The sequence below is a fragment of the Priestia sp. D51 genome, assembly GCF_053345675.1.
In genome coordinates this window covers 104,792-122,444 of the sequence record NZ_JBLTIR010000003.1, presented here as the reverse complement: position 1 = coordinate 122,444, position 17,653 = coordinate 104,792, and the positions used below count along the sequence as shown (strand labels likewise).

Here is a 17,653-nt window from a genome sequence, read left to right as displayed (position 1 = left end):
AAAAGCCCTGACACCTCAGGGCTTTATATAAAAATATTAAATTATTTTTTCTCATTTAGCATTTTAGCGATGGTCGCAAAATCAATGGATTGATTATTGTTTGCAATCGCCTTAACAATTTGTTCTTCTTTTTGTTTTGAAATTGGCTTATTCGCAATTTGTGCTACTCGCTTCACAATATTACGCACCGTTTGCTCATCTTTAAAATTAGCATTTTGTACAGAATTCGCAAGTTCAAAAATATCCTTCATATTAACGCCTGTTTTCTTTTCTATATTTTTAAACATATTATTATCCATTTTGCATGACCTCCTTTATTTATACTTCATCGTATGCACCATGTGCCTAGATGGTGCCCTTTACATTTAATAAAAAAATAAAGTGCGAGTGAAACTTCACCCGCACTTTTCGGTGCCTTATTCATAGAAGGGATTAATTGTAAAAACAAACACAACCAACAATAATTAATAGAATGAATAATACAACGATTAACGCAAAACCACCGCCGTAGCCACCACCGTAACCACAACCACCGTAGCCAAATCCGCAGCCCATAATATTACACCCCCTCTGTTTTACTCTCTATACTGTATGTTCAATAATATGATTTTGTATGGGCTTTTCAACTGTGTACATTAAATTTCATTGTCCAAACGGATCTTCAGCATCTTGCTCATCAAGTCTTTTTACATTTTGCTGCAGTTTCCTCTCTTGCTGTTCCATCTGATTTTCTGCTTTTTCTACTTCTTTCATTCTCTTTCGATGTTCTCCCATCATATGCTGTTCAAAAAACCGTTCAAATTCATCAAAAAAATCTGGCATCTCTACACCTCTCTCCACTCCATGTAAAAAAGCATTGTCCGAGTGACAATGCTTCTATTGCTTATCGCTTTGGTAACTTTGAACCGCAGCCGCAACCACCTTGTTTTGGAGAAGGGTACTGGACTGGCTTAGGAATGGCATGCCCTTTCTTCACCGATTGTTTTGTCATTGGTTGTGGATGATAAGGCAGGGGCTGAGGGTATTGATTAGGATTATAATTATAATACATCATGTTTCCCTCCTTTTCACAGCATCCTATCTATAACATTATATTCAGGACTAAAGAAAGACGTTCTATCTTATTTGTCCATTTTGCGCTGCAGGGACAAAAATAAATCCGTGCTGTTTTTTTGTTTCCTCACTCTCGGTCTTTCTCCTCCCTTTTGCTCTGTCACTTCACGCAGCCGATTTTGCAGTTCTTGAATTGTCCCTTGAGCTTGATGATTGTACTGTACAATAGACTGTTCGGTTTTTGATTTTTGTTCATTGACGCATGCTTTAAGCCAATCTATTTTTTCCTCTAGCTTCTTTTTTTCTTCTTCATGCTTTTGCTGTAATTCCAATAACTCTTCCTTCATATCTTCATATTCAAATTCTTGGTGCTTGAATTTTTGATATTCTTCTTTATAAAAAGCCAACTCCGACTTCAATGAAGCAATATATTGTTTTGTTTTTTCCTCGCTCATGCCCTTCACTCCTCCATTATAAATAACCCACAGCTTCTAAAAAATCAGTTAAAGATGAATAACACTTTTTATTAACATGAATATGCTGTAATTGAGTTTATTATTTCCTTCATTTTTTATGCTCGCTCCAACTAGGATTTATTCCGATAAATTCCGCTTTTACTAAGGAACATAAAAGCAGGTCATTCATACACTATAGTAGTCCGATACCTAGTAACGAAAAGCGTAAAGGAAGGACAATTAAAATTAGGAGGTTTAAAAATGGCAGAACTTTTTGAATCATTATGTATCCGCGTACCTAAAGTGTACGACTGGGTTAGACGTCAAGTTGTTTTACCACAAATCTTTACGAACGACACTTCATTATTTGAAGAAGAAGCACTTAAAGATTTAGGCCATGACGTAGAAGTGGAAATTGTTTTAACAGATAGTGAAGGTCACCCTGTAGATCCTTCAGATGAAGACGCACTTGATAACGTGATTGAGCTTGTGCCGCACGGTGGTCGCAGACCTAAAAAAATTGTGTTACCAGATGGAGAAGTTGTCGTTCTTCATGAAGTAAAATTATCAATTAGCGGCTTTTACCGAGTTAAGTTAATTGAATTGAATGGACATCACAAACACGATGAGGTTGAATCTAGCGTTATTCCTTGGAAAATACATCAAACATTCTATTTATGCGCCCCGGAAGGAACAGAACCTGTTGTCCACCTTGAATCTTTTGAAGGAACTGACGGTTCTCTCAGATTATCAGATTGTCACTTACAGCAATTAAGCTTTGATCTTATGTTATGCCTAAGTGTTCAAATTGAAAAAGATGTTAAAGTTGAAGTAGAAGGAAGCTTCTGCTACCCTCGCCCTGAAATCATTTCTACAAGCAGCTGCTCACCTATTGAATATCCACCTCAATGTGATGCTATTTTCCCTGGAAGACCACATCACGATGATTTTGATGGAGACGATGTAGAGTCAGGCTTCGACCATCACGAATTTGATTAACAAGATAAAAAGCCAGAGGAGAATATTTCTCCTCTTTTTTCATCCTTTACGCGCTTTCTGCATACATATAAATAAAACTGCTATGGGCAGCTCTAACGACCAGATTAATTTATAGCTCAGCAGGAAAGGAGACTACTAGATGAGTCGTAACTCCCCTTCCCCTAAAGATGATCTAACTCAATTAAAACAAAAGCTCATACACTATAAATCAGAAATTCGAAACGTGCAAAACCAACTGAAAAGCTATGAACGAGCTTTAGAGCGAGAAAAAGAAAATACATCGTTTTGGAAAAAGAAACACGCTGAGACGCTTTCTACATCTGAAAAAGAAGTAGAAATTGAAGAATTAGAAAAAGAACTGGATTTACTGAGAAACGAGCTTTCCGAACAAAAAATTATTGCCGAAGCGTTTCGAGAAAAAGCTTCAAGGAAACAGCCCGTTATTGAAGAAAAAATCGTGGAGAAAGTAATTGAAAAGATTGTAGAAAAACCCATAGAAAGGTTCGAAAAAAGCGATATCCTCTGTTTCTTCCAACATTCCATACTGCTGCCAGAACAAGATGAAAGCGAGCTGATGATGTTCGGCAACGTAATTATTCAAAATCAAACGAGCAGTACTTTATACTCTCCAACACTTTGCTTAAAAATGAAGCCTACTGCTTCTGCTATGTTAAGCGGGAAGATCATTGATGAAAAAGATATTGAAGCTTCTAGTGTCCCCTCTTCTTCTTTAGAATGGCGCTACGCTCATCCAAAATGGAACGAAAAAATTCAAAATGACGGTGAATATTGGATTAAACCCATTAAGCAAACAGTATTAAAGCCCAAAGGCAAATTACTATTTGACTCTTTTCAAGTAGTCATTCCTCTCTCCACTGATACAACTTCATTTATCCTAGAAGGCTTTTTCTATAGTGAAGAGTGGCAGGAAGGTATTCCTTTTTTAAATAAAGTTGTGCTAAATTTCCCTTAATCATTAAAAGACATATTGACGATCAATATGTCTTTTAACTCGTCCATTTATTTCATAAAAGATTCTATAATTCCTGCACACCCTGCAATAGCTAAGATTGTAATAACAGGAATAGCAATGTGCGGGACCGCTACATAACTAAAATAAATTCCTACTGCACACCATATGCCTGTACACCAATAGCAGCTGAGCAGTTCTCCAATCCACCTTTGCAGCCCCTTCCCTTTTATCTCCAGGTACGTTACCGTATTTCCTTGTTCATCTTGATCTTCTACAATTTTGTGAAACGGCTTCCGAATAAAAGCCGTAATTTTATCAAAAACAATTAGACGAGTAAGTCGAAACGTTGCAAAGATAAATAGCGTTAGATAAATCCATGTCATCTTCATTCCTCCGTACATTCACAAACTTATGAAAATAAAAGCTAACGTGCTTTTTCACTGTTAGCTTTTAAAATTACTTAAATTTTAACGATAGATATGGTTTGAATATCATGAAATGTCAATACTGTTTTCTCTTTATTAGGAGGAACGCTTACGTATAAACTTCCTTCTTTTAATTCTAAAATTGTTCCTATATATTTTTGATTTTGGCACGTAATTTCACAAATTGGCTGAGACATATGAGGCGGGAAGCTGCATAGAAATTCAACTTTTTCTTTAATCGTCATAGACTGAAACATTTTATTTGGCTTTTTATTCTCTGATTGCGGTATATCCACGGGAACAATTGAACGCTCTTCCTTTTTTTCATTCTTAATCTCTTCCACTTTTTCTACGTCAGGCTCTTTGACTTCTTGAATAGAAGAAAAGCTGGGCTCTTCTTTTAACACGTGCTCTTTCTCTATTCCTTTATTGTCTTGCTGTTTTGAACTAAAATAATATTGCATAGAACGCTGGTTTTGCGTAGCGTTTGGCTGGACAATGTACATTAGCGGCTCATTTTCTTCTGACTTAGATTTTGAGTTAGTCATGAAGCATACCTCCAATTGCTTGTTATCGTTCTTTTAAAAATGTATGCTTGCACACGGAAAAACTTGTTTATTTTTTTGCAGTAGCCTTTTTAGAAATAAAAGCAGCACTATACTTTTTTATATAATTTAGGAAAATACCACAAAAGAAGTTGAGATATAACTAAATTAATTCAATCTAAAGACGCATAAATAGGATACATGAGCTGACCGCTTGTTACACCGCCGTTGATTTCCGTGCAAGACTTCGCTTTCCGCGGGCGGCCAATGATCCTCCTCGTCGCTTGCACTCCTGCGGGGTCTCATCTGTTCCGCTTTTCCCGCAGGAGTCTTCGTCTTGCCCTCCAATCAACTGCTAGAAAGAGCTAAACAGATGAAACTTATTTTCAAAACAACAAAAAAAACGAACCACTAATCAAACATGTTGATCAGTGGTTCGTTTTTCACTTGAGCTAAAATACTTTTGTCTCAGTCTCTTCCTCTCATTCAATCAGGTAGAAAACTAAATCCATCTAAATACCTTTATCTAATTTTATACTCAAGAAGCATACGCAATTCATTCACATACGAACGAGACCCCGTTACAATCAAACGATCATCAAATTCAAGCTCTGTATCGCCATGAGGTACAATAGAATCTTTACCTCTGAAGATTCGAACAAAAATCACATCTCCTGTAAACGGGAACTTACGAAGCTCTACCCCCTCGTATTTAGGGTTACGCATATTAATTTGATAAAGTGCTGTTTCTTGATTCGTTAAGATATTTAAAATATTTGGCGATTCGATTAAAGCTTTTAGCAATGCTGTTGTAGATAACAGCACAGAAAAAACTTCAATGTTATTTTCTTTCATCTTTTCATCTAAGACAGGACTTTCTACGCGGGCAATAACCCGTTCTGTACCATACTCTTTTGCAAATAGAGCAATGTCGCTATTTCTTTCTTCTTCCCCTGTTGTTACAACTAATACATCCCCATCTAAAATCCCCATACTTCTTAACGTTTCCTTACTATATCCATCGATGTCGACGATATTAAAAATGGAATCCGACGTACGGTTTTCAATTTTGTCCTGAGTAGGATGATAAATCGTCACATCATATAAATCAAGATCCATTTCTCGAATAACCGGGAGTGTAAATTGATTTGCACCAAGCATATTAACCTTCAGCTTTCTATCACTGATTTCTGGCTTTGGAAACAGCTTTCTAAAGATAATAGGTGTAATAATACATGTAATAATCGCCACCAAAATCAGCGCACCGGACATTTGGGAATCAATCACACCAATATTTTCACCAACCGTTGCTGCCGCAATAACGAGTGATAAAGTCGATGTTAAAAGAAAACCCGATGCCAAAACAGTTTTCATATCATACCATTTTCTTAAGATTAACGCTGGAACTAGCTTGGATATTAATAATGCAATGAATAATAAAGGCATTAAAATCAGCACTTTTTTATCACTGAACAATGACCAAACGTCAAGCTTCACTCCTACCATCACAAAAAAGATAGGAATTAAAAAACCGTAGCCAAACGAATCTAATTTATGAACTAAGTTTTTATTAGGCGCAAGAAGAGAAACGAGTGATCCCGCTAAAAAAGCGCCTAAAATGTTTTCAACACCAATTGACTCCGAAAGGCCCACTAGAATGATAATGAGTGCAAATACGGCGCGCGTGTCGATTTGAATTGTACCTTTAGACATTGTCTCAAGAAACGATCGGTTTTTAAACTGCTTCCCTATGAAGTATAAAATCACTCCTACTCCAAATAAAATTAAAATCAACCATGTATTGCTATTTCCTGATTTATCATAGACGGAAGCAAATACGGCTAGTAAAATCATCGTGACTAAGTCCGCAATAACCGCAATCAATAAAATGGTTTGTCCAATTGGCTTTTTCATAATCTGTGCATCTTTTAAAGTCGGCACTACTACTCCTAGTGAAATGGTAGAAATAATAAGCGTCATCAAAAAGGCATTATCAATAAAATTGGTCCATACAAAAACATAGGACAAAAATAGTGAAACCGCAAAGATAGCTGCAAACACTAGTATAGAAATGGAAAAAGCATTTGGCACCTTCGCTCCTGATGCCTTTTTGTCTTTTGAATTTCCTCCAGCAAAAGCAGAAAAATCAATTTCCAAACCACTTAAAAACATCAAAAAGATAAAGCCTAAAGTGGAAAGTGTTTCAAGCCACATATCCTGCTCCACAAGGTCAAAACCACTTTTCCCTATAATTAATCCCATAATAATTTCAGCTACGACTACAGGTATAATGTTGAGTTTAAACCGATGCAACAGTATAGGCGTTAAAAAGGCCAAACTAATGACGATAACAAGTGATGTAAAGGACGCGTGCTGTTCCATTAGATTCCCCTCCTTTTACCTTCGCTATTTATAAAACGAAGACGTTAGTATTCAAAATTAAAGGTTAATCATAAAAGCTTGAAGGTTCTCTGTCAACTATATGAACTGATAATGAAAATCCGACATGATTACTCATGTCGAATTCCAAAGTCCCTTCATTATTTTAAATAACTCATAAATGTTGTGGCTAGACCGAAGTAAATTAAAATACTGATAAGATCATTGATCGTTGTAATAAATGGTCCTGATGCGACTGCAGGGTCAATTTTGAATCTGTGCATGAGAAGCGGGATAAACGCTCCTGCTAGTGTAGCCACAATCAATGTTGAAAATACAGAGACGCCTACCAAAGCGCCTAAAATCAGATCTCCCTGCCAAATATAAACAATTAATACAACTAAAAGTCCACATGATGCGCCCGTAATCATTCCGGTAGCTGCTTCTCGGATTAACAGCTTAAATTTGCTTTCTTCTTCGATTTCTCCCGTCGCCAGTCCGCGAACCGCAACGGCTAGTGCCTGTGTTCCTGTATTACCAGCCATACCGCCAATTAAAGGTATAAATACAGCTAAAATAGCTACTTGATTCAACGTATCTTCAAAACGTCCAATTAAACTCGCTGTCATCATTCCTAAAAACAGCAAAATGATCAGCCAAGGCAGCCTCTTTTTGGCCGCTACTAAGGGATTGTGGTCAATCGTATCATCTACATCACTAATACCGGCTAATTTAGAATAGTCATCCGATGCCTCTTCATCAAGAACATCCATCACATCATCAACCGTAATAATCCCTAGAAGATGCTGCTGAAAATCAACAACTGGAAGCGCAAGAAAGTTGTAATCGCGCATAATGCGCGCAACTTCTTCTTGGTCTTCTGCTACTGACACGGATACAACTCGTTCATTCATAACTTCGCTTATCATCGTATCTTCATCTGCTATAATTAAATCACGAAGAGAAATAACACCTGCTAGATGCTTTTGTTCATCAATAACAAATACATAATAAATCGTTTCCGCTTCTGGAGCTTCCCTGCGTAGAATGTGCATAGCTGAATGTACGGTTTGATTTTCACGAATGGCCACAAACTCAGTCGTCATAATACTTCCAGCGGTATATTCCTCGTAATGAAGCAGCTCTTTAATTTCATCGGCTGCTTCTTCATCCATAATCGTTAAATAGCTCGCCACTTGTTCTTTATCCAATTCATTTAATACGTCAACGGCATCATCCGCCGACATTTCCGACAGCATGTCTGCTGCAAAATTGGGATGCATTTCTGAGAGAATTTCTTGATAATCTTCTTCTCGTATCTCTACATTTTCAAAGATATCCGCCATTTCTTCCGGAGATAACATCTCGTACAGCGCAAACCTAGAAGGCTCATCTAATTCTTCAAAAAATTGAGCTTGGTCATACGTATGCATATGTAAAAATTCTTCACGAAATGCATCGATTTCATTTTTTTCTAGAAGTGATAATAAATGTTCGGCGAACCATGCTTTTTCTTCTTTTTCAATTGAATCTGTCATGTCTTCAACCTCCCTGTCGCACAAAACTCATTTAACTGTATGATGAATTTTGTTTTTTTTCAACTCATAGCTCTTTACTCTTTTCCCAATAATATATAAGTTCTACACATAGTTTGCTCCATATAAGGGTAATTTTATATCGTCAAAGGAAAAACCTTTTAAGGATGTGGATAAAAGATGAAAGTAGATATAATAGGCGATATCCATGGATGCTATGATGAATTAAAAGCGTTAACAGAAAAACTTGGGTATGAGTGGCAAGACGGGATTCCTGTCCACTCTGACGGACGGCGCCTTGGATTTGTAGGTGATTTAACAGACCGAGGACCTCATTCACTAAAAGTGATTGAGCTCGTATGGTCACTTGTAATCAAGCATCAGCAAGCTTACTACTGTCCAGGCAATCACTGTAATAAGCTATATCGCTTCTTTTGCGGTAACAAAGTGCAAATTACTCATGGGTTAGAAACGACCGTTGCTGAGTACGAAGCCTTGCCTTCAAGAGAACAGAAATTCATTAAAAAAAAGTTTATCGAGCTTTATGAGCAATCACCTCTATATGTGCAGCTTGATCAAAATCAATTAATTATTGCTCACGCCGGCCTTAAAGCTGAATACATCGGCAGAACGGATAAAAAAGTTAAAACCTTTGTGCTATACGGAGACATTACGGGTGAAAAACATCTAAACGGTATGCCTGTCCGACGGGATTGGGCCCAACATTATAACGGAAAACCTTTTATCGTGTATGGGCATACACCCGTAGTAAAAGCCAGAAAAATTCATAATACCATTAATATTGATACGGGCGCAGTTTTTGGAGGGGCTTTAACGGCGTTTCAGTATCCTGAAGGGAATATTATATCGGTGCCTTCATCTATGCCTTATGTAGAGGAAAAATTTAATCACTTCGTGTAAAAAGAAAGTCGCTTTTCATTTAAAAAGCGACTTTTATCTTACGATTTGAAGTTTCTGCATATCTGGCGGCAAAGGTGCTGTAAAAGACAACGTTTTTTGTAAAAAAGGATGAAAAAAAGTGAGCTCATAGCTGTGGAGAGCTTGACGAGAAATAAGATGATTCGTTCCGCCGTATAGGGTATCTCCAAGCAGTGGATATCCTTTATAAGCCATATGAACACGAATTTGGTGAGTTCTCCCCGTCTCAAGCGAAAGAGCAACTTCTGTAAAAGAAGAATACGGACGAAGCGCCGTATAGTGTGTAATAGCAAACTGCCCATCTTCTCTTACTTCCCGTTCGATGATACTTGACTCTTTTCGGCCAATCGGTGCCTCTATCGTTTCCTTGCCAACAAGCTTACCATGAACAAAAGCTCGGTACACGCGTTTAATTTCATGCTCTTTTTGTGCTTTAGAGAATAAGTAATGAACGTGCCTATGCTTAGCGACAATAAGCAGCCCAGATGTGTCTCGGTCTAACCTGTTCACAAGATGAACAGTCGAGTTAATGTTATTTTTCTCATAATAATAGAGCACAGCATTACTTAGTGACCACGTTAGATGTTCTCGAGAAGGTATACTTGGCATGTTTGGCTGCTTATTCAAAACTAATATATACTCATCTTCGTATACAATATCCAAAGGTATAGCTTTAGGAAGAAGACTTTCACTTGCTTTTTCTGGTGGAAACGCTACCTTGATTTCGTCACCTTTTTGCAGAATATATCGAACCGTTGCATGCTTTCCATTTACTTCAATCGCTCCTCCTCTGAACTTAATGTCCGTCAGCGAAGCTTTGGAAATATCATGTTCTTTTAAAAATTCACGAACCGCTACACCCTCGAAAGAATGATCTACGGTCCAACTCAACGTAAAAACTTGTTTCATTCTCTTCCCTGCCTTTAATCATCACATACAAAAGAGTCTCTGACACGCTGCCAGAAAGGAAACGCGCGAAAGCGAGCAAATCGAATTTTTTCGCTTGCTACCCGAAATTGAATCGACTTTACATCTTTATGTAAAAGAGTTAAATGATCAATGGTAATTTGAAAGTCTGCGTCGTTAACAGGCTTTAACAGCGCTGTATGATGTCCAGGAAGAACCAATGGAGAACCTATCGTACGGAACACTCGATTGTTAATAGAAGCCATTTCAGCAATTTGAATAGCTTGAAGCGAAGGATGTAAAATCGCGCCTCCAAGGGATTTGTTATAAGCTGTACTTCCCGAGGGAGTGGATACGCAAAGGCCGTCTCCTCGGAATGTCTCAAATCGCTGCCCTTTAATTTCCACATCCATTACTAAAGAGCCTTCTACACTTTTCACCGTACATTCATTCAGAGCTAAATATCGAGCTTCGCGTCCACCGTTCGTATAGCGGATAATCACTTCGAGCAGTGGATACTCTACAGTCTGATAGGGTGTCTTTGCAATAGCAATCACCAGCTTCTCAATCTCATCAGGTGTCCAATCTGCGTAAAAGCCTAAATGACCGGTATGAACCCCAATAAAAGCCGTCTTGTCAAGTCGGTTTCGATAGCGGTGAAACGCGTAGAGAAGCGTTCCATCCCCCCCTACTGACACTACAATATCAGGCTGGTTTTCATCATATTCTAAATGAAAATCTAATAAATACGTTTTCATTTTTTGCATAAGCGTATTTGATATTTGGTTGCCTTTTGATGTAATAGCAAATTTTATTTTCTCCACCTAATTCTCTCCCCCTATCCATCCAGTGTACAAAGCTGTTGCTGAGTCATACCTAAGATTCTTCCGCCGATTCTTTTTTTCGTGAGAAAATAGCCTGGGCTTCTTGAATCTCACCTCGTATTTGAGACATTTCTTCATCGAGCTGAGTAGCCGCTTCAGAAGCACGCTGAAGTCGCTTTTTGATATTCTCAGGGAATTTCCCGCTGTACTTATAATTTAAAGAATGCTCAATTGTAGCCCAAAAATTCATAGCCAGTGTACGAATTTGAATTTCCACTAAAATTTTCTTTTCACCTTTAATTGTCTGAACAGGATAACATACGACCACATGATATGAACGATAGCCGCTTTCTTTTTTATGAAGAATATAATCTCTTTCTTCAATCAATTCAAAGTCTGTGCGCTGACGAAGGAGCTCTACGACCGCTTTAATATCGTCCGTAAATTGACACATCATACGGAGTCCTGCAATGTCCTGCATCTCTTCCTCTAAGCGATCGAGAGAAATTCCTTTTCGAGTCGCTTTATCCAAAATACTGGCGATAGGCTTTACTCGTCCCGTCACGAATTCAATAGGTGAATGCGTAGACTTCATATCATACTGTGAACGAATTCCTTTTAATTTCACCTTAAGTTCTTCAACGGCTTGTTTATACGGTGCTAAAAATAAATCCCAATGCCTGATCATTAATAACACCCCCCTTTTTTCTCTCTGTTACTTATTTTCTTTATCTAAAAAAACTTCCTCTACTCTTGCTACCATCTCGTCTCCATAATTCACATTTCCTTCGATGTTACTGATGAGATAAGACAGCTCTTCTTTAACGGCTGATAGCTCAATTACTTCCTTATTAATTTCTAAAAATACTTTCATATCTTTATGTAAGACGTGCTTTAAATTCGCCCAAATATTATCACTAAGGCCAACATACATAAATTGATCATTAATATCTACAACATATACAAATGACATGTTATCTGAGTCAACAAGCATTTGTTTTGTATCTTCCAATTGTTCAATTTCCGTCTCAATAGGGTCTGCTTTTAAATGTAATTCATTTGATTTCATCACACAGGTAGTGATGTCAATTCGATTGTGCATAAATAAACTCCTTCCAACTATACAATTCGTTACTATTTTAACACATTCCAGGAACGTTTAATAAAGGTAAAACCTAAACAATCCGTATTTCTTCATTTTCCAAGTTCCCCATATGGATATTCCTGTTAGGAAATGTAGTTTTACTGTCTCAAAAAGTGTGATAAATTAAGATGGAAAGTGCCTTACCAAAAGACCTAAATTAAAAGGATGATTTCATTGAAACAAGAAATTGAAATTGAATTTAAAAATATAGTAACGAAAGAAGAGTTTGATCGTCTCCGCTCACACTTTCAATTAACTGAAGATCAGTTTATTGCTCAAGAAAACCACTATTTTGATACACCTGCTTTCTCATTGAAAGACTGCGGAGCTGCCCTGCGAATTCGAAGCAAAAAAAATAAATCCGTTCTCACGCTAAAACAGCCTCATCAAGAGGGCCTTTTAGAAACACATGAAGCATTAACAAATGAACAAGCTAAAGAATTGCTAGATGGCAGCGCCAAGATTCCGTCAACGATTCAACAGCTTATTACTGATTTACAAGTCGATAGCCATTCGCTAACTTATTTTGGCACTTTGCGTACAAGTCGAGCAGAAATTCCATATAAGAACGGGTTACTTGTACTCGATCATAGCTTTTATCTAGGTGCTGAGGACTATGAACTCGAATACGAAGTAACCGATGCCAATGAAGGAGCCAAATATTTTGAGCAATTGCTTACGGAGCTTGATATTAAAAAGAAACCAACGGAAAACAAAATTCGACGGTTTTACAAGCGAAAGTATACGTTAATGGATGGAGAATAAATTCATGAGCATGAATATTAACCATTACATGTCTTCCGTTCAATTTCCTGGAACTCAGCCATTTTCAGTTAACAACCAGCTGCCAACAGCTAACGTGATGCTTGGTACAACTTTACTCTCTGTATTTGCTCAGCTTTTTCAAGACTACGTCAATCAAGAGCCTCAAATGAGTACCAACCTTTACTTGCAGGTAGCGCACATGTTTCCAGCTACAGCGGTTCAAACGCAACCCCAGCCATCTGTTTCTTCTTCAGATAAGGCAGCCGCTTCAACTGCTGCCTTACCTGCACAAAAAAACGAAACGGCAAAGGCCAGTTCTCAGGATGTACAAACGATAATTAATGAAGCAGCTGCACGCTACCAGCTGGATCCTAAACTTATTCGTTCTGTTATTAAACAAGAGTCAAATTTTAATCCCTCTGCCAAAAGTTCTGTCGGAGCGGCTGGGCTTATGCAGCTAATGCCAGCAACCGCTAAAGCTCTTGGTGTAGAAGATCCGTATGACTCCAAGCAAAATGTATTTGGAGGAGCCAAATATCTTCGACAAATGTTAGATAAATACGACGGAAACGTGAAATTAGCGTTGGCAGCCTACAATGCTGGACCAGGTAATGTCGATAAATACGGCGGAGTACCTCCTTTTCAAGAAACGCAAAAATATGTAAATAAAATTATGTCTTCTTATCTCGTGTAAAAGAGTCCAATCATTCGCGACTCGACCATGGAATGACTGTAGTTTGTCGAGGTTACACTATATAAATAGAAGGAAACGTTTGTGAAAGGATTCCTTTGTTTCTCATACTAAGTGATTCGCCACAGCATCATAGACTTTTCTTATGTAAAATTCCACTTTATCTCTTTTCCAGTAGAAGAAGTAAGCGGATAGTTTGAGTTAACGAAATGACACTGCTAAAATTAAGGAAAGTAAAAAACACCAAAGAGTTAAGACGTATATTTCTTATAACAAAGGAGTTATCAACATGAGAGAAAAAATCCACTCCCCTTACGAATTATTAGGCGGTGAACATACGATTTCAAAACTTGTTGATGCTTTTTATACACGCGTTGGACAACATCCTGAGCTCGCGCCAATTTTTCCTGATGATTTAACAGAAACAGCACGAAAGCAAAAGCAATTTCTGACACAATATTTAGGAGGGCCTTCGCTATACACTGAAGAGCATGGTCACCCTATGCTGAGAGCTAGGCATCTTCCTTTTGAAATTACACCGTCAAGAGCCAAAGCCTGGCTGACGTGTATGCATGAAGCAATGGACGAAATTAATTTAGAAGGCCCTGAGAGAGATGAACTTTATCATCGTCTTATTTTAACTGCCCAACACATGATTAATTCACCGGAACAGACAGATGAGAAAGGATTTTCACATTGAGTAATCTAAACAGCCAATACCCATCCTTGCATCAGCTTTGTCAAGGTTCAAATAAAAAACCGCTTGAAATCTATGTATTTGTTGACCCTCTTTGTCCAGAGTGCTGGGCACTCGAGCCTATTCTAAAGAAGTTACAAATAGAATATGGTCAGCTGTTATCCCTCAAGCATGTGCTTGGCGGAAACTTGCAGCAATTAAATATTGGAGCACAGCAGAGATTTGAACATATTGCAAAATCGTGGGAGAAAACTGGAAGCCGCTCCGGCATGTCATGTGACGGCAACCTGTGGCTTGAAAACCCCATCGATACTCCTTACGCTGCATCAATTGCAATTAAAGCGGCCGGGCTGCAAGGAAAGAAACAGGGCATTCGCTTTTTGAGAAGACTTCAAGAAGTAGTATTTTTAGAAAAACAAAATGTTACAGAAGAATCTGTCTTAATACAATGTGCAAAACATGTGGGGCTAGATGTTAATGAATTTGTAAAAGATTTGCATTCAGATTACGCTGCGAAGGCTTTTCAATGTGATTTAAAAATCACATCGGAAATGGATGTCGATGAGATTCCAACTCTTGTGTTCTTTAACGAAAAAGTTGAAGAAGAAGGCATTAAGATATCAGGATACTATTCGTACGAAACATATGTACACATCATTAAAGAGATGTTAGAAATTGACCCAGATCCAGCTTGTCTTCCGCCTCTTCGTTCATTTTTAAGCTATTTTCAATTTGTTGCTTCAAAAGAAGTTGCAGTTGTGTATGGTTTATCATTAGAAGAGGCTGAAAAAGAATTGAAAAAACTTCAGCTTCAGCAGGTTGTTGAAAGAGTTCCTGTCAAATATGGAACCTTTTGGAGAAGTACTGAAAAGAGCTGTTAATTATTAAATGTTGATGCTTATCCTAAGCATCAACTACACAAAAAAGACTTGGCTTTCGCCAAGTCTTTTCGTTTGTCTTAAGACAACAAGGGGATGGGAGAAATTTTTCACGGTCAAACAAAGGGGTATATGTTTGTTTTGTGATAAACTTCACGATTAATACTATAGCAAATTATGTCGACTTTTGGCAACCCCTTTTTTCAATTTTATTCACTTTTTTATAAAAAAACTTCATAAACAGCCAGATTCACTCATATAGTACAACCAATTATGCTTTTAATAGAGGTGTTAACTATGAAAATTGCTGGAATTACTCTAGGGGTTGTGATTCTTTTGTTTTCTTTTTTATTCTATATTTTATCTCTTATGCAGCTTGTTCCTCTCATTATCGCAGGCCCTCTCTTATTTTTAGCTATTCTTATTATTTTTACATTGCTTAACAATCACAACAAATTTCGGGGATTTAAAAAATGAAGCAGGATACAGCTCCTGCTTCATTTTAATTTTTATTGATTTAATAAACGTTCCATTTCCGTTAATTTCTCTTCAAATACGGCTAGCGCTTCTTCGATAGGCTGAGATGTTGTCATGTCCACTCCTGCTTTTTTCAACACTTCAATTGGATAATCAGAGCTTCCTGACTTTAAGAAACCTACATAGCGCTCAACAGCTGCATCTCCTTCTTCAAGGATTTGCTTGCTTAATGCCGCTGCTGCACTGAATCCTGTAGCATATTGATAAACGTAGTAATTGTAGTAGAAATGCGGAATACGAGCCCATTCTAACCCAATCTCTTCGTCAATTACTAAGTTGTCTCCAAAATATTTTTTATTTAAGTCATAATATAATTTTGTTAATAATTCAGGTGTAAGCGGCTCTCCGTTTTGAGCACGCACGTGCACATCGTGCTCAAATTCAGCAAACATCGTTTGACGGAATACCGTACCGCGAAACCCTTCTAAATAATGGTTAAGCAAGTACAAACGCTGCTTTTCATCATCAATCGTTTTTAGTAAATAATCGTTTAGAAGCGCTTCATTACACGTGGAAGCTACTTCTGCCACAAAGATTGAATAATCTCCATAAGGATATGGCTGCGTTTTTCTTGTGTAATAACTGTGTACAGAATGGCCAAATTCATGGGCTAGTGTAAACAAGTTATTTACATTATCCTGCCAGTTCATTAAGATATAAGGATTGGTGCCGTACGTTCCTGAAGAATAAGCACCGCTTCGCTTGCCTTTGTTCTCATGAACATCTACCCAACGATTTTCAAATCCTTCTTTTAACACATTAAGGTAGTCTTCACCTAGTGGTTTCAGACCTTTTAAAATATAATCTTTTGCTTCTTCATACGTTACTTCCATTTTTACGTCTTTTACTAAAGGCGTATAGAGATCATACATATGAAGCTCTTCAATTCCCAATACTTTCTTACGTAAATCAATATATCGATGCAATAAATGCAAATTATCGTTCACTGTTTTAACTAAGTTATCGTATACTTCTTCTGGGATATTATTTGTGCTAAGAGCTGAGTGACGAGCTGAATTATAGTGACGAACGCGGGCGCTAAAATTATCTTTCTTCACCGTGCCGCTTAATGTACTTGCAAACGTATTTTTAAACTTACCGTACGTTTCGTACACCGCTTTAAACGCTTCTTCTCGTACGCGGCGATCGCTGCTTTCTAAAAAACGAATATATCGTCCGTGCGTAATTTCTACTTCTTCTCCATTTTCGTCTTTAATAGAAGGAAATTCTAAGTCCGCGTTGTTTAACATTCCAAACGTGTTGCTTGAAGATCCTAATACTTCAGAAGCCTGAGCGAGAAGCGCTTCTTCGCTTTCTGATAAAATGTGCGGACGCTCGCGAGTAATTTCATCTAATGCATGAGCATATAACTTTAGCTCTTTATGTTCCGCCATGTATTGTTTAATTTTTGATTCTTCAATAGACAAAATTTCTGGTGTTACATAAGATAGTGCACTTGCAATTTGAGTATAAAGTGTTTTGATACGATCATTTAATCCTTGATAAAAAGAATTAGTGGTATCTTGATCGTAGCGCATATGAGCATATGTATAAAGTTTACTAACGCGCATTGTGAGCTCATCTTGCTCTTGAAGAGCGTCGTATAAAGTTTGAGCGGACTCTCCAAGTTTCCCTTTGAATTTTTCCATTTTTGGAATAAGAGCTTTTACTTCTTCAAATTCTTTTTCCCATGCGTCATCTGAAGCAAAAATATCCTCTAGTTTCCACGTATCTTCTATTTTTATCTCGCTTCTACTTGGTAACTTTTTTACTTTTGATTGTTCACTCATGGTCATCCCTCCATCTTTTTCTACCTGTCTATAACTGTTCGCTTTTTCTAAGGCGAATCCTTTTTATTTCTTTCGTTATTGTATGTTGTTTTAAAAGAATTAATCAAAAGTCAGTACG

At 37.5% G+C, this 17,653-nt stretch carries 22 protein-coding genes; 7 read left to right on the top strand and 15 right to left on the bottom strand.

Annotated elements, in window-relative coordinates; genetic code table 11:
- Positions 1 to 41: 41 nt before the first annotated feature.
- From ACNHOZ_RS12570 to ACNHOZ_RS12550, 5 genes are all read right to left on the bottom strand, one after another.
- Positions 42 to 299, bottom strand: a complete 258-nt coding sequence (locus tag ACNHOZ_RS12570; RefSeq protein WP_013055449.1) for a stage VI sporulation protein F — start codon at positions 297 to 299, stop codon at positions 42 to 44.
- 133 nt (positions 300 to 432) lie between these two features.
- Positions 433 to 555, bottom strand: a complete 123-nt coding sequence (locus ACNHOZ_RS12565; protein WP_013055448.1) for a YjcZ family sporulation protein — start codon at positions 553 to 555, stop codon at positions 433 to 435.
- An 87-nt stretch (positions 556 to 642) separates the two neighbouring features.
- Positions 643 to 822, bottom strand: coding sequence for a hypothetical protein (locus ACNHOZ_RS12560; RefSeq protein ID WP_014461555.1), 180 nt, complete (start codon positions 820 to 822; stop codon positions 643 to 645).
- Positions 823 to 883: 61 nt separating this feature from the next.
- Complete coding sequence (locus ACNHOZ_RS12555; protein ID WP_014461556.1) at positions 884 to 1,054, bottom strand: hypothetical protein; 171 nt, start codon at positions 1,052 to 1,054, stop codon at positions 884 to 886.
- A gap of 67 nt (positions 1,055 to 1,121) precedes the next feature.
- Positions 1,122 to 1,508, bottom strand: a complete 387-nt coding sequence (locus ACNHOZ_RS12550) for a hypothetical protein (protein ID WP_028412343.1) — start codon at positions 1,506 to 1,508, stop codon at positions 1,122 to 1,124.
- Positions 1,509 to 1,769: 261 nt separating this feature from the next.
- Between ACNHOZ_RS12550 and ACNHOZ_RS12545 the strand changes: the two genes are divergently transcribed.
- Together ACNHOZ_RS12545 and ACNHOZ_RS12540 are read left to right on the top strand one after the other, a co-directional pair.
- Positions 1,770 to 2,507: a BMQ_0737 family morphogenetic spore coat protein gene (locus ACNHOZ_RS12545; RefSeq protein WP_028412344.1), complete on the top strand. Its 738-nt coding sequence runs from the start codon at positions 1,770 to 1,772 to the stop codon at positions 2,505 to 2,507.
- Positions 2,508 to 2,646: 139 nt separating this feature from the next.
- Positions 2,647 to 3,480 (top strand): hypothetical protein, encoded by an 834-nt coding sequence (locus tag ACNHOZ_RS12540; protein ID WP_033578058.1) that lies wholly within the window; start codon positions 2,647 to 2,649, stop codon positions 3,478 to 3,480.
- A gap of 47 nt (positions 3,481 to 3,527) precedes the next feature.
- On the opposite strand, the gene ACNHOZ_RS12535 is transcribed toward ACNHOZ_RS12540, so the two are convergent.
- The 5 genes from ACNHOZ_RS12535 to mgtE all read right to left on the bottom strand — a co-directional run bounded on the left by ACNHOZ_RS12535 (position 3,528) and on the right by mgtE (position 8,367).
- Positions 3,528 to 3,863: a DUF1360 domain-containing protein gene (locus ACNHOZ_RS12535; RefSeq protein WP_048022000.1), complete on the bottom strand. Its 336-nt coding sequence runs from the start codon at positions 3,861 to 3,863 to the stop codon at positions 3,528 to 3,530.
- Positions 3,864 to 3,940: 77 nt separating this feature from the next.
- Positions 3,941 to 4,453, bottom strand: a complete 513-nt coding sequence (locus ACNHOZ_RS12530; RefSeq protein ID WP_033578056.1) for a CotO family spore coat protein — start codon at positions 4,451 to 4,453, stop codon at positions 3,941 to 3,943.
- Positions 4,454 to 4,667: 214 nt separating this feature from the next.
- On the bottom strand, positions 4,668 to 4,802 hold the full coding sequence (locus tag ACNHOZ_RS12525) for a hypothetical protein (RefSeq protein ID WP_447697139.1): 135 nt from the start codon (positions 4,800 to 4,802) through the stop codon (positions 4,668 to 4,670).
- Between the two features lie 170 nt (positions 4,803 to 4,972).
- Positions 4,973 to 6,832 (bottom strand): monovalent cation:proton antiporter family protein, encoded by a 1,860-nt coding sequence (locus ACNHOZ_RS12520; protein ID WP_447697138.1) that lies wholly within the window; start codon positions 6,830 to 6,832, stop codon positions 4,973 to 4,975.
- 158 nt (positions 6,833 to 6,990) lie between these two features.
- A complete protein-coding gene (gene mgtE, locus ACNHOZ_RS12515) occupies positions 6,991 to 8,367 on the bottom strand; it encodes a magnesium transporter (protein WP_014461563.1) in 1,377 nt (458 codons plus the stop codon).
- A gap of 177 nt (positions 8,368 to 8,544) precedes the next feature.
- Here mgtE and prpE point away from each other — a divergent pair, with 177 nt between their 5' ends.
- The gene (prpE, locus tag ACNHOZ_RS12510) at positions 8,545 to 9,285 is read left to right on the top strand and encodes a bis(5'-nucleosyl)-tetraphosphatase PrpE (protein ID WP_098625764.1); all 741 of its coding nucleotides are present in this window, start codon (positions 8,545 to 8,547) and stop codon (positions 9,283 to 9,285) included.
- A 33-nt stretch (positions 9,286 to 9,318) separates the two neighbouring features.
- On the opposite strand, the gene ACNHOZ_RS12505 is transcribed toward prpE, so the two are convergent.
- The 4 genes from ACNHOZ_RS12505 to ACNHOZ_RS12490 form a co-directional block, all read right to left on the bottom strand.
- Positions 9,319 to 10,212, bottom strand: a complete 894-nt coding sequence (locus tag ACNHOZ_RS12505) for an RluA family pseudouridine synthase (protein ID WP_028412351.1) — start codon at positions 10,210 to 10,212, stop codon at positions 9,319 to 9,321.
- Between the two features lie 14 nt (positions 10,213 to 10,226).
- The gene (locus tag ACNHOZ_RS12500; RefSeq protein WP_025749877.1) at positions 10,227 to 11,024 is read right to left on the bottom strand and encodes an NAD kinase; all 798 of its coding nucleotides are present in this window, start codon (positions 11,022 to 11,024) and stop codon (positions 10,227 to 10,229) included.
- A gap of 61 nt (positions 11,025 to 11,085) precedes the next feature.
- The gene (locus ACNHOZ_RS12495; protein ID WP_014461566.1) at positions 11,086 to 11,721 is read right to left on the bottom strand and encodes a GTP pyrophosphokinase; all 636 of its coding nucleotides are present in this window, start codon (positions 11,719 to 11,721) and stop codon (positions 11,086 to 11,088) included.
- A 27-nt stretch (positions 11,722 to 11,748) separates the two neighbouring features.
- Complete coding sequence (locus ACNHOZ_RS12490) at positions 11,749 to 12,135, bottom strand: UPF0738 family protein (RefSeq protein ID WP_014461567.1); 387 nt, start codon at positions 12,133 to 12,135, stop codon at positions 11,749 to 11,751.
- A gap of 216 nt (positions 12,136 to 12,351) precedes the next feature.
- Here ACNHOZ_RS12490 and ACNHOZ_RS12485 point away from each other — a divergent pair, with 216 nt between their 5' ends.
- The 4 genes from ACNHOZ_RS12485 to ACNHOZ_RS12470 all read left to right on the top strand — a co-directional run bounded on the left by ACNHOZ_RS12485 (position 12,352) and on the right by ACNHOZ_RS12470 (position 15,211).
- Complete coding sequence (locus tag ACNHOZ_RS12485) at positions 12,352 to 12,942, top strand: CYTH domain-containing protein (RefSeq protein ID WP_165635470.1); 591 nt, start codon at positions 12,352 to 12,354, stop codon at positions 12,940 to 12,942.
- A 4-nt stretch (positions 12,943 to 12,946) separates the two neighbouring features.
- A complete protein-coding gene (locus ACNHOZ_RS12480) occupies positions 12,947 to 13,636 on the top strand; it encodes a lytic transglycosylase domain-containing protein (protein WP_447697137.1) in 690 nt (229 codons plus the stop codon).
- 286 nt (positions 13,637 to 13,922) lie between these two features.
- The gene (locus ACNHOZ_RS12475) at positions 13,923 to 14,333 is read left to right on the top strand and encodes a globin domain-containing protein (protein ID WP_013055433.1); all 411 of its coding nucleotides are present in this window, start codon (positions 13,923 to 13,925) and stop codon (positions 14,331 to 14,333) included.
- 26 nt (positions 14,334 to 14,359) lie between these two features.
- Positions 14,360 to 15,211 (top strand): ClpXP adapter SpxH family protein, encoded by an 852-nt coding sequence (locus ACNHOZ_RS12470; protein WP_028412354.1) that lies wholly within the window; start codon positions 14,360 to 14,362, stop codon positions 15,209 to 15,211.
- A 506-nt stretch (positions 15,212 to 15,717) separates the two neighbouring features.
- Here the strand turns inward: ACNHOZ_RS12470 and pepF are convergent.
- Positions 15,718 to 17,535, bottom strand: coding sequence for an oligoendopeptidase F (gene pepF / locus ACNHOZ_RS12465; protein WP_338705229.1), 1,818 nt, complete (start codon positions 17,533 to 17,535; stop codon positions 15,718 to 15,720).
- Positions 17,536 to 17,653: the final 118 nt, after the last annotated feature.